The organism is Paenibacillus sp. LK1, from assembly GCF_002750415.1.
Classification (GTDB): domain Bacteria; phylum Bacillota; class Bacilli; order Paenibacillales; family Paenibacillaceae; genus Paenibacillus; species Paenibacillus taichungensis.
Window position 1 is genome coordinate 220,792 of sequence record NZ_PEII01000008.1, and the last position, 12,248, is coordinate 233,039.

At 46.6% G+C, this 12,248-nt stretch carries 12 protein-coding genes; 9 read left to right on the forward strand and 3 right to left on the reverse strand.

What is annotated here, in order from left to right:
• Positions 1-4: 4 nt before the first annotated feature.
• Both CS562_RS19050 and CS562_RS19055 read left to right on the forward strand, forming a co-directional pair.
• Entirely contained in the window at positions 5-241 is a 237-nt protein-coding gene (locus CS562_RS19050; RefSeq protein ID WP_099857919.1) for an MbtH family protein, read from the forward strand.
• Entirely contained in the window at positions 238-1,704 is a 1,467-nt protein-coding gene (locus CS562_RS19055; protein WP_099857920.1) for an MDR family MFS transporter, read from the forward strand. The genes CS562_RS19050 and CS562_RS19055 overlap by 4 nt, the downstream gene beginning before the upstream one ends.
• Positions 1,705-1,792: 88 nt before the next feature.
• Here the strand turns inward: CS562_RS19055 and CS562_RS19060 are convergent, their stop codons facing one another.
• Both CS562_RS19060 and CS562_RS19065 read right to left on the reverse strand, forming a co-directional pair.
• Entirely contained in the window at positions 1,793-2,482 is a 690-nt protein-coding gene (locus CS562_RS19060; protein ID WP_180287182.1) for a 4'-phosphopantetheinyl transferase family protein, read from the reverse strand.
• An 83-nt stretch (positions 2,483-2,565) separates the two neighbouring features.
• Positions 2,566-3,438 (reverse strand): arylamine N-acetyltransferase family protein, encoded by an 873-nt coding sequence (locus CS562_RS19065; protein ID WP_099857922.1) that lies wholly within the window; start codon positions 3,436-3,438, stop codon positions 2,566-2,568.
• Positions 3,439-3,676: 238 nt separating this feature from the next.
• On the opposite strand from CS562_RS19065, the gene greA reads away from it, so the two are divergent.
• From greA to rlmN, 3 genes are all read left to right on the forward strand, one after another.
• Complete coding sequence (gene greA, locus CS562_RS19070) at positions 3,677-4,153, forward strand: transcription elongation factor GreA (protein WP_063565893.1); 477 nt, start codon at positions 3,677-3,679, stop codon at positions 4,151-4,153.
• A 412-nt stretch (positions 4,154-4,565) separates the two neighbouring features.
• Complete coding sequence (locus CS562_RS19075) at positions 4,566-5,921, forward strand: sodium-dependent transporter (protein WP_076287313.1); 1,356 nt, start codon at positions 4,566-4,568, stop codon at positions 5,919-5,921.
• A 176-nt stretch (positions 5,922-6,097) separates the two neighbouring features.
• Positions 6,098-7,192, forward strand: a complete 1,095-nt coding sequence (gene rlmN, locus CS562_RS19080; protein ID WP_099857923.1) for a dual-specificity RNA methyltransferase RlmN — start codon at positions 6,098-6,100, stop codon at positions 7,190-7,192.
• 342 nt (positions 7,193-7,534) lie between these two features.
• Here rlmN and CS562_RS19085 read toward each other — a convergent pair whose 3' ends face one another.
• Complete coding sequence (locus CS562_RS19085; protein WP_076287315.1) at positions 7,535-7,975, reverse strand: GNAT family N-acetyltransferase; 441 nt, start codon at positions 7,973-7,975, stop codon at positions 7,535-7,537.
• 141 nt (positions 7,976-8,116) lie between these two features.
• Between CS562_RS19085 and CS562_RS19090 the strand changes: the two genes are divergently transcribed.
• From CS562_RS19090 to CS562_RS19105, 4 genes are all read left to right on the forward strand, one after another.
• The gene (locus tag CS562_RS19090; protein WP_064641639.1) at positions 8,117-8,623 is read left to right on the forward strand and encodes a MarR family winged helix-turn-helix transcriptional regulator; all 507 of its coding nucleotides are present in this window, start codon (positions 8,117-8,119) and stop codon (positions 8,621-8,623) included.
• A 53-nt stretch (positions 8,624-8,676) separates the two neighbouring features.
• Complete coding sequence (locus CS562_RS19095; protein ID WP_306554501.1) at positions 8,677-9,777, forward strand: glycosyl hydrolase family 8; 1,101 nt, start codon at positions 8,677-8,679, stop codon at positions 9,775-9,777.
• 114 nt (positions 9,778-9,891) lie between these two features.
• Complete coding sequence (locus tag CS562_RS19100) at positions 9,892-10,767, forward strand: diguanylate cyclase domain-containing protein (RefSeq protein WP_099857925.1); 876 nt, start codon at positions 9,892-9,894, stop codon at positions 10,765-10,767.
• 162 nt (positions 10,768-10,929) lie between these two features.
• A complete protein-coding gene (locus CS562_RS19105) occupies positions 10,930-12,225 on the forward strand; it encodes a glycosyltransferase family 2 protein (RefSeq protein ID WP_099857926.1) in 1,296 nt (431 codons plus the stop codon).
• Positions 12,226-12,248 lie beyond the last annotated feature (23 nt).

Below are 12,248 nucleotides of genomic sequence, written 5' to 3' on the forward strand. Positions count from 1 at the left end.
GGCGATGAGCAACCCATTTGAATATGAAGACAGCAATTATCTGGTGTTAATCAATGAGGAGGGGCAATACTCCCTCTGGCCTGCATCCCTTGAAGTACCCGCAGGTTGGACCGTGATGCTTGGCAAGGCCAAGCGCCGGGTGTGTCTCGATTTCATCGCCGAGCAATGGACAGATCTGAAACCGTTAAGTCTCTGTGATGAAATCGGTATGCCTGGAGCCGTTCATGAGGCTAGCAGATGAAATTCGGTCTGAATCCCAAGGTCATTGTCAGCATCGTCTATGTGTTAGCGATGTTTATGGTGGCTATGGATGGAACGGTCTTGAACGTAGCATTACGAACCATTAGTGAGGAGCTGGGGGTTCCCCCGGCTGCTTCGGGTACCTTGAATGTGGGGTATTTGGTGAGTTTGGCTGTATTCCTGCCTGTCGCCGGGTGGCTTGGTGATCGATGGGGAACGAAACGAGTTTTCTTATCGGCACTGGCACTGTTTACGGTATCCTCTGCATTGTGTGCGACGGCCGATCAATTAAGTACGCTGACGTTCTTTCGCATTTTGCAGGGTGCAGGGGGTGGTCTGCTTACTCCTGTAGGGATGGCGATGCTGTTTCGAACCTTTCCTCCCCAGGAACGGGCCAAGGTATCTCGAATGCTCGTACTGCCCATCGCGCTGGCCCCGGCCCTAGGGCCGATTGTGAGCGGATTGATTGTGGACCAGCTCTCTTGGCGATGGATCTTCTATGTGAATCTACCCGTAGGCATTCCAGCGGTAATCTTCGGAATGATTTATCTGAAGGAACACAAAGAACAGGGAGCCGGTCCACTGGATGTACCGGGGTGGTTATTATCTGCTCCAGGGCTCGCTCTGACGATGTACGCTCTTAGTCAGGGTCCGCTGCGAGGGTGGACTTCCCCTCTTATTATTGGAGCTGGTCTGACGGGAATCATACTGCTCACGTTGCTCGTGGTTGCCGAACTGCGCGCGAAGCAGCCTTTGCTTGATCTACGTTTGATGAAAGACCGTTTATTCCGCTATTCCGGTCTGGTGTCCGTATGTGGAGCAGCGGGTCTGCTGGGCATGTTGTATGTATTTCCACTGATGTATCAAAACGTGCTAAACGCCTCTGCGCTGGAGACAGGACTAACCACATTCCCTGAAGCTCTGGGACTTATGATCGCTTCGCAGCTTGTGCCCTGGACATATCCGCGACTGGGTCCGCGTAAGCTGATATCCATGGGTTTGATCTGCACGGCTGTGATTTTCATTACGCTTAGTCAGATTACAGTGGATACGAATCCGTGGTTCATTCGTTCATTATTGTTCGGCGTGGGGATCTTCCTGGGGCAGACGGTAGGCGCGGTACAGATTGCTTCTTTTGCCCGAATACCGCCTCCTTCAATGGGACGAGCCTCCACCTGGTTCACGGTGCAAAATCGGCTGGGCTCCGCCATTGGAATGGCTTTATTGTCTGCTGTTCTGGCTGGCGTAGGTACAACGACGGTTACTGCGGCTGGAGCGATGGAGCCGAATATGCTGGCGTACCGTTTGGCTTTACTGGGTGCTGCTGCGTTTCTGTTGATTGGTTTATGCTTTGCCCTGAAAATCAGCGATGCTGACGCGGCTGCAACGATACGGAAAAACAGCGGTCGGGGTCTCTTCCGGAGGCAAAAGAAATCGCCATCATTGACGCAAGAATCACAATAGTTCCAAGTTTTGAAAAAATCCCTGGCGGGCTCGCCAGGGATTTTTAAGCATGATTGTTATTGAAGAAGAGGGGTCTATAACCCCTCCTTCATAATAATGCCTGATACAACTCTTCGATTGTGATGACATTCGGCTGGGAAGGTAAAGCTTCTCCTGCGGAACAAGCAGCTATCATATGCCCGTGATCCAGTCGAAGGCTGAGGAATGGATATGCGGCTGCTTCTGGCGAGTGCCAGTTCCCGTCAGCATTACGGATCATGGAGAATGAATCAAGTGGCATGGACAGGCCCATGCCGACGGCCTTGATGTAGCTTTCCTTTAACGTCCATAGACGGTAAAAGGTCTCCAGCTGCATTTCGGCGGGCTCAGCAGCCAGGAATCCACTCTCCGTGATAGAGAAGAAGCGCTCGGCAATCTTCATGTCGATGGGCGATATTTTTTCCACATCCACACCCAGATCAGCGTCACCGCCAGAGATTAAAGCAATCCAATTGCCAGAGTGCGAGACATTAAATTGAACATCAGCATCGTTACTGAGACTGAGTGAAGGTTTGCCGTATTTGTTACGTGTAAAGGAAAGTTCTCCCGGCCTCAGGCTAGTTAACTTGCTCAGCGTCACACGGGTCAACACTTCACCCAGTACAGAGCGATAAGCATCCACCTGATGTACAAAACGTGCAGCTTGTCCTCGTCTTTCCTCAGATACGTAAGACAAAAAAAGGTTCCAGTATGTCTCCGGCAATTCTGCCGGAACTTGAAGAACTTGAATCGTTATCATCATTTATCACCTGACGATGTATTCGGCATGGATTGCACACTTTCCTTTATAATCATCGGTTTATCGGGTCTACCCGTGCCGCTTCATACCTGCTGTGTTCTTTTCCATTCTTCATGTGCAGCCTGTACCCGTCCCCACATTTCTTTGCGTTCAAGTTCTGTGTAATTCACCAACGGTTCATGGAATTTCTCAGCCAATACGTCTCTCCACTCGGTGTAGGTTTGAATTTCCTTCTTGCGGATACCATCGCGGTCATGCGTCCGGAGCATACATCCACGTAGTTCGTTGCTTTGGAGAGCATGCCTTTGACGGAGTAAAAATGCGTTATGCCAAGGCGAATCGGCTGACTGGCTGTAGAATTCATGCTTGGGAATGAACTCCTCCAGGTTGGTAAGCTCTTCGGGAGCGAAGTCGACACCCTCACTTGGCCCGTTCGGCTCATATTCAAGTCGCCATCCGCCAGGGGCAACGGATGAAGGCATTAATGTATAAGTAAACGGGGCTGATCCGTAGGTTCCATAACGAAGGGGAAGCGGTTCAAAGGGCATGCCGCCCAGACCGACGTCCACAATCCAACGTTCCACATTCGGGTCTGCATCTAGCAAAGAGACGGAAAGACCGAGATGGAACGAGTTCACACGTGGCTGCTCTCCGAATGGCTGAACTCCGGCACGATGCCAATGCACCGTATATCCCAGAGAGCGAAGCAGAACGCTGAAAGCGCCATTCAGATGAAAACAGTAACCACTGCGGCCTTGCAATATAAGCTGGACCGATTCTTGAAGATCAATGCCCGTAGGTCGACCTGCAAAAATATCGACCGTTTGCCAGGATAGATACTGCACATGTGCCTGCTGAATTTCAGATAGGAATGCCAGTGTGGGTTCCTTGATATCATGGATGCCTATCCGTTTCAGGTAGGCCATTATTTCAGTTGGAGTCAATGTAACATTCATCCAGATCACCTCGAGTCATGTAGTGAGCGTGTTATAAACTGCTGCCCTGAATTCATTGTAAAAGTGAACGGATGAAATGAATACACTGGTTTATTTCAATTGTACCGGTACAGTCTAAGAAGACACATACACATCTTTCCATCAATGGGAGCGTTATTTCTTTTTCTTGGTATGTTAACCGTTTGGAGTGGATATAGGTTAGAATATAGATAGAAAGCAGGATTAGGAGATGGAAAAAATGGCTAATGATGAAGTGATTTTGACACAGGAAGGCTTGGAAAAGCTGGAGGACGAACTGAGGGAATTAAAGACGGTGAAGCGTAAGGAACTGGCGGCGCGTCTGAAACTCGCGATCAGTTACGGTGACCTGAAGGAAAATAGTGAGTATCATTCAGCCAAAGATGATCAGGCTTTTATGGAAACACGCATTTTGATTCTGGAGAAAATGCTGACCAAAGCAAGAGTCATCACTTCGGACAATATCGACTCGAACAAAGTAAGCATTGGCTCAACCATTCTGCTTAATGATATTGAATTCGCCGAGAAGATTGAATACATGTTGGTTGGTCCAGCCGAGGCGGATGTTGCTGATAACAAAATATCGTATGAGAGCCCGCTTGGTAAAGAACTGATGGGCAAAGAAGTAGGCAGTGTCATTCATGTAAATGCGCCTATGGGCATTATCAAATATGAGTTGCTTGAAATTAAAATTTAATCCAAATAGAGGTGTTTCGGTAACCATGTAAGTGGTTGCTGGAACACCTCTTTTTTTTATTCTTACAAGATCATATTCAGCTACGTTTCTTCCGTCCATTTAGAACTTCACGGGTCATGGCATACACAACCCAGAGCAGAATCACGATATGGATCCCAGCCACCTGGGGAATTACCGATCTACAGGGCAGGGTTGGCATGCTTCTTTTTATCACATACTGTATATTAGAAAGTTCAGTGGACAACACGTCGCTGGCTGCTTCCTATGTTAAATGAAGAAGGAAAGGCCAACCTATTTATTGCACAAGTACCTGTAAATAAATAACATTTCGACAAATTTCGATTTTCGAATGACCTGACACGTGGAGTAGTATATAATTACGGGAAAACTTTAAAGTGATGGAGTAGATACGATGAATTTTAGTAAGCCTAATCTGGATCAAGACGGACCCAACAAAGGTGAACGCTTCTCGCAGGCCGGATTTATTCTGGCTGCCATTGGTAGTTCAGTGGGTCTCGGCAACATGTGGAAGTTTCCTTATATTACGGGAGAGAACGGGGGAGCGGCGTTTTTCCTGCTCTTTATCGTTTGTCTCCTGTTGATTGGTCTGCCCGTATTGCTGGCTGAACTTGCGATTGGTCGCAGCGGCAGAGGAAGCGCGGCTACGGCCTTTATTAAAGCGGGTGGGCAAAAAGGTTGGCTTGCGGCTGGATTGCTGCAAGTACTGACGCCATTTATCATTCTTTCCTTTTATGTGATCATTGCAGGCTGGACGCTGCAGTACGCAATCACGTCTTTTAGTGGCACGTTGTATAACAATCCGGATTATGCCGGACAGTTCGGTGACTTTGTTGGCGGCTATATGCCGATTGTGTGGCAACTGGTTTCGGTTCTGATTACAGGTTGGATCGTAGCCAAAGGGGTATCGAACGGAATCGAGAAGTTTAACAAAGTGCTGATTCCAGCGATGCTGGTTCTGCTCATTATCCTGATGGTTCGTGCAGTGACTTTGCCAGGAGCTGGTGCGGGAGTTTCCTTCTTCCTGAATCCAGACTTCTCGCAACTTACGACCGAATCTGCGCTGGTAGCGCTTGGACATGCATTCTTCTCCCTATCACTGGGTATGGGTATTCTTGTGACATACGGTTCATATGTTGATAAAAATCAATCACTGGGTGCAGCGACCGTTGCTGTAGGTGCGGGTGATCTGATTTATGCGTTCATTGCAGGTCTGATCATTTTCCCAACGACCTTCTCCTTCGGGATTGCACCAGATCAGGGTCCATCGCTGATCTTTGTGGCTTTGCCGGCAGCCTTCTCGGCTATGCCGCTAGGCTTCGTGTTTGGCGGGTTGTTCTTCGTGCTTCTGGCGATTGCGGCGTTAACATCGGCTGTATCCTTGCTGGAAGTTCCGGTGAAATATTTCATGGAGAGACTATCCTGGAGCCGGAGTCGCTCGGTATGGACCATCTCACTTGCCGTCTTCATCGTTGGGCTTCCTTCGGTATTGTCGCTCGGATTGTTCCCTGAATGGACGATTGGCTCGAAGAGTGTGTTCGACTGGATGGACTTTATGGCGTCCAACATTTTACTTCCGATTGGTGGATTGCTCGTTACTATTTTTGCCGGATACTTCTGGAAAAAGGCTGCTGAAGCATCCGGCTTGCGTGCAGGCTGGTTCCGGGTATGGCTGTTCATGCTGCGTTATGTAGCGCCAATTCTGGTGCTTCTGGTTCTGCTGCATACCTCAGGTATTATTCACTTCTAAACGGTTGGGCATTGGAGTGAAGCGATAAGTTACTGTGCAGATTTGCCATTGATAAAACCTCTTGGAAGAAATGCAAAAGCCCTTGTGTTCCCTCGTCAATTTTGGGACAATACAGAGTAGAGGTTTTTTCAATAGACCGATGAGCCATATGCTTTTTGCGAAAAGAGGACAATAACATGATTAAATCATCCATATATGGATTAACATTAGAGCAACTACGTGACTGGTTGCCGGAGCACGGGCAGAAGAAATCCCGTGCTTCCCGCATCTGGGAATGGTTATATCAGGAGCGAGTGCATGATTTTACAGAGATGACGGATGTGCGTCAGGAATGTCTGGATGTCATTTCCGAGCATTTCACGATGAACTCACTGAGTGAACATGTGAAGCAGGAATCTGCTGACGGCACGGTGAAATTTCTGCTGCGTATGCAGGACGGAAATCTGATTGAAACGGTTTTAATGCGCCAAAAATACGGTCTCACTGTATGTGTAACTACTCAAGTGGGATGTAATATTGGTTGCAGCTTCTGCGCGAGCGGGCTGATCAAGAAAAGTCGCGATCTATCCGGTGGTGAGATTGTCGAACAGATTATGCACGTACAACAGTATCTTGATGCAGCTGGTCAAGGCGAGCGGGTAACTAACGTGGTCGTGATGGGAATTGGCGAACCGTTTGACAATTTCCAGAACATGACTGATTTCATTGAAGTGATCAAGCATCGTAAAGGGCTGGCGCTTGCGGCCAAACGGATCACCGTATCCACGAGTGGGCTGCCTGACAAGATCAAGGAATTTGCAGACAGCAGTCTGCAGGTTAATCTGGCGATCTCCCTGCACGCACCGAACAACGAACTGCGGACACAGATCATGAAGATCAACCGGGCCTTCCCGATTGAACAATTGATGGACGCGGTGGATTATTACCTGGCTACGACGAACAAGCGTATTATGTTTGAATATATTTTGCTTCGGGACGTCAACGATCAGCGGGAACATGCGGCCGAATTGGCTGAACTGTTGTCCACCCGCAAGAGTATGGTCAGTATCAACCTGATTCCGTACAATCCGGTGGATGAGCACAGTCAGTATCAGCGGAGCACGGAAGAGTCCATTCTGGGCTTTTATGATACATTGAAAAAGAATAACATTAACGCAACTGTACGCATGGAACATGGTACCGATATCGATGCGGCCTGCGGACAATTGCGCAGTAAACAGATGAAAAACAACGCCGCTGAATCTCAGCCAGGTCGTCTGGCTTTGGGATAAGGATGTAAGCCAAGAAGTCAGGTTAACGCCTGGCTTCTTTGTCATCTTATTTACTTAGTAAATACTCTCCCAATGTGGCGCTACATCTAATGAACTCTTCGCACCTAATTGGAGCAAAATACGTGAATTAGAAATGCTAACGAACTTCAATCAAGTTATTTCAGTCAAATTCACATTAAAAAGGTGCAAGTTAGGTTGCAAAAACAGAAAATAAGGTTTGTACGATTCGTTACACTCCCAAATACTTGAATCTCCATTAATAGCACGGGCTGGGTTCATTAGAAACCAAAAAGAGCATCCCAAAGTCTTGTTCTTGAACTTTGAGGATGCTCTTTTTGGTATTTATTTTAAGTTCTTGGTCATCAGTAGATGTGGAATGCCATCTTCCATGAATACGTCCGAGGCTGCCGTGTATCCGAGACGTTCGTAGAACCCTGAGGCCTGTACCTGTGCATGCAACTTGGCCTTCTCGAGTCCTTGAGCGAGTGCCATTTGCTCCAGCTTATCGATCAGCACACGACCAAGTCCGTGTTTCCGATAATCGATCATGACACAGATCCGTTCCAATTTGGCAACATTTTCGACCACACGCAGCCTGGAAGAGGCAGCGGGAACGCCGTCTACGTAGAGCAGAATATGTTTTGCTTCCGTCTCCAGTGCATCATAAGCATCGAATTCGTCCTCAGCCGGCACCCCTTGCTCTTCAACAAAAATAGCGGTACGAATGGCGAAGCAGGCGTCGAGCAATTCCTGGTTATTAGCTTCAACAATAGTTGTATTCATGAATGTTTCTCCTTTAGTCAATAGTAATTCTATTATGGCATGGTAAACTGGTAGATAGCATGAACGTATACCTGTTCCATGTGTTATCATGGTTAAAATTTAAACTGATTTAAATCAGTTATATCATCAATTATGTTGCGAATGCAACAATTTTATAGAGGAGTGAATCCATTGACTGAAAAAAAAGAAGTGTTGCGTGAAATCGGCATGATTGCCCGCTGTCTGGATTCGATCAGCAACGTTGAATTCCAACATCTAAACTTGTCTCGTGGACAGTATTTGTATCTTTATCGCATATGTGAGAATCCTGGTATTATCCCCAACCAGCTCGCTGAATTAATCAAAGTGGATCGGACCACTGCGGCTAGAGCCATTAGCAAACTGGAAGCGGACGGGTTTGTCGTCAAACAGTCGGCAATGGGTAATAAGAAGAATAAGCTGTTATATCCGACAGATGCTGGTCTTGAAGCCTGGGAGTTCATCCGCAGGGAGGGTGTTCATTCTGATCAGGTAACGCTGGAGGGCTTAACGGAGGAAGAGATTGAGATTGCGGTTAAGCTTCTGCGGCGGATGCGCCACAACATTGAAGTCGATTGGAAATTCGTCAAAAAGGGTGGCCGCCGACCTTATATGGACCAATCTGAATAAGCGAAGAGTGATATTCCAGAGCTGTAACAACACAGGAGGGAAATATGCAGGTCATGAACCGGAGAAGACTGGTGTGGTTGGTCATACTGGCGGTTGGTATCGCGGCAGCATGGATTATTTTTATGAAGGAGCGGTTTGTGATGAACGATCCATCCCCGACAGCTTCTTTTGTACAGAAACATATGACCAATTCGAATGGCACACTGGCCACCTATCTTCAGGATGCTTCGTCAGTAAATCCAAATATTGTTGCAGGTCGGGAGGCTTTGTCTGAATCCATCGGACTGTGGATGCAATACGCCGTAGCCAAGAACGATCAGGTGTTATTTGAGCAGAGTTATGATCTCTTAAAGACCTATTTCCTGATGCCTCAAAACTATATTGCCTGGAAGCTGGATACGGAAGGGAAGTCTCATGTGACCACCAATGCGCTTGGCGATGATTTTCGAATCGTTGGGGCATTATTGAAGGCGGCAGATCAATGGGAGCAGGGCCGGAAGGAGAAGCTGGCAACAGCCAATCATATTGTCCGTACACTTACGCAGTCCGTTCAGACCAAGGGGTATTATGTTGATTTTCACGATTTCGCCAATGGACATTCACCGGATATATTAAGTCTGGTTTATGTTGATCTGCAGGCGCTGCAAGCGATGGAAGAGCATGAAATGCTGGAACCAGGAACCTATACCAAATACGAATCTCTGCTGAAAAGCATGCCGGATGACGGCGTATTTTACCCTAAAACCTTTAATGTTGTAACGAAAGAATATATATATGATGATACGGTCAACCTGATCGATCAGCTAATTGTCGCCAACCATTTAACGGCAACCAACCGGACGCCGGACAAGCTTATTTCTTTTCTGAAAACTGAATTCAATACCCGTCATCAGTTGCCGGGCCAATATAAACGTACGGGGCGTACACCCGCCGTATCCTATGAATCTCCATCCGTTTATGGACTCGCCATGCTGCTCGCTGTTCAAACAGGTGATCCAAAATGGGCCAAACAGCTGTATAACCATATGATTTCCTTGCGCAGTCTGGATAACGCTTATCCGGGAGGGTACGTATTTGATGGCGATACACATATGTTTGATAACCTTTTCCCTTTGCTTGGTGAGACTGAATTACAAAAGTTTCTTGAAAAATGATAATTCTGTCATTTTATGTGTTTAATATTGTGTTAGCATAATATTTGTATATTCATGTCGTAATTTGTTGAATTCTAATGATCACTATTAAATTCTACTGGAGAGAAGGTACTTATGAGGAATAAAGCACCCATTCGTCGTATTGCATGGGGATATGCCAGTTTGATCGGATTAGCCGTGATCCAGCAACTCGTTGTCTATCTTAAAATTTATATGAATCAGAGTTATACCACACTGGATGTGGTGTTTAGTATCGCAACGCTCGGTGCGCTGGTTCTTGGTTTTGCGATACCTGTCGGAGTGTCTGTCGTCGCCGGATTTGTATATCTGGTCTCTTACTTTGTCTGGCTTGTTACCTATGCAGATGTGAATGTGCTTACGTTCTCATGGTGGCTATTAATCCCGGCTAATGTGGCTGTGGCTGCTTTTATTAAGGCAAGTCTTGTGCGCAGTGCCCGTGTCATGGAACGTCTGCAGGAGCTGCAGGAACGTAATCCGCAGATTGATCCGGATACATCCTTGGGCAACAAGGATGCTCTTGCCGATACGGTCATTAAACAAAGCAATCTTGCCAGACGTTATTCGGAGCAATATGGGTTCAGCATGGCCATGTTCAAGATTGAATTTTTGCCATTGGTACTGGAGTCACTTGGTTCCGTAAGATATGCACAGTTTCTGCTTGAGCTGTCCAATACGATCCAGAAGCAAATCCGATATGAGGATTACAAGTTTTATGTGGATCGGGGACGATTTGTGATCATTTGCCCGATGACCGATGTGGGGGACTTGCCAGTGCTTACAGGACGGATCAAAAAAGCGATGATGGATCTGCAGATGATTGATAAAAGAGGAAATGAACTACAGACGGTTATTCGATCCGGTGCATTGGTATTCCAGAAGGAACAGTTCGGCAAGTATGAGGATATTGATGCTGTTATTGCCGCGCTGGAACGGAACACGGAGACAGATCTCATTGGAGAGTATATCTAAAACTAGCGTGAAAGGAGAGATGCTCTGTGGACTACATGTCATGGTTCATCCCGATTTGTATCGCCGTCAGCTGTATGTTCGCGGTTTTTACAATTGTATTAACGATTGCCACTCTTCGCTTTCGATCCAAGGTGATTCGTAAGTACGATCGGAGGAAGGTAAGTGGCTGATTTTATATTACTACTATCCATATTTAGTATATGGATTGCCGTATTTGAATCGATAGTCATTATGGCTGGAGCCGTTCGTTTTATTCAAAAACAGGACAAAAAAGGGATTCAGATTCCTAAAAACATGGATCATTATCCAACCGTAACCGTCATGGTACCTGCACATAATGAAGGATTGGTTATTGTAGCTACCGTGGAGCATATCCTGCGTCTAAATTATCCTGAAGATAAGGTTCAGGTCATCGTTATTGCGGATAACTGCACGGACGATACAGCGGAGAAGCTGCGGACATTTCTCAGCCAAACCAGTTATATACATCGGAATGTGACCGTTATGGAGCGTAAGGGTACGGGAGGCAAGTCTGGTGCGTTAAATGACGGTTTGGAGATATCCACGGGTGAGTGGATTTGTATCTTTGATGCAGATGCTGCCCCTGAGCGAAATTCCCTGATGTTTCTGACACAGAAGTCGTTGGAAAACCCGGAGCAATACGGTGTCGTATTTGGCAGAAATAAAGCAAGGAACCGGGGGCAGAACTTCCTTTCCAAATGCATTAATCTGGAGATTATCACATCTCAACGAGTCTACCACACAGGGCTGTGGGAATTATTCCAGCTCGGTTCCATTCCGGGGACTAATTATATTATTAAAACGGATCTGATTCGTGAGATTGGCGGCTGGGATGTTACCGCGATCACAGAAGATACGGCTTTATCCTTTGAGATTTTGAATCGAGGGCAATTCGTTGCCCTTGCGCCCCAGGCAGAAGCCTATCAACAAGAGCCAGAAAAGGTCAGCGTGTATATGAAACAGCGTGAACGATGGGCAAAAGGGAACTATCAGGTTGTTTTGGATAATATCCATAACCTGTTCAACCGGTCCAGCTGGCGTAACAAGTTGTTGGTTATCTATTATGCGGTCAGTTACTTTTGGTTTATGCTTGCCATCATTGTATCGGATATTATCTTTCTCGTTAATCTGGTTTACCAGATCATTGCGATCTTCAAACCGGGAGTGAGTTCACCGTTCCAATTTGCCGGAGATGCGTATGTATTTCTCGTCATTGGATGGGCGTTTATGTACTTTATATATGTATTGCAGATCAATCTTGCACTCGCGGCAGACATTGGACAGAGCAATACTCGTAATTTCATATACGCCTGTGTATCCTATTTTACGTATGCGCAGCTGTTTATTCTCATCTCGATCAAAGCCTTTTACTCTTTGGTCATGGACAAGATCAAGAAACGTGAGAGCAAATGGTACAAAACGCAGCGCTTTGGCTGAGCCAGTATAACGAAAATTTACTA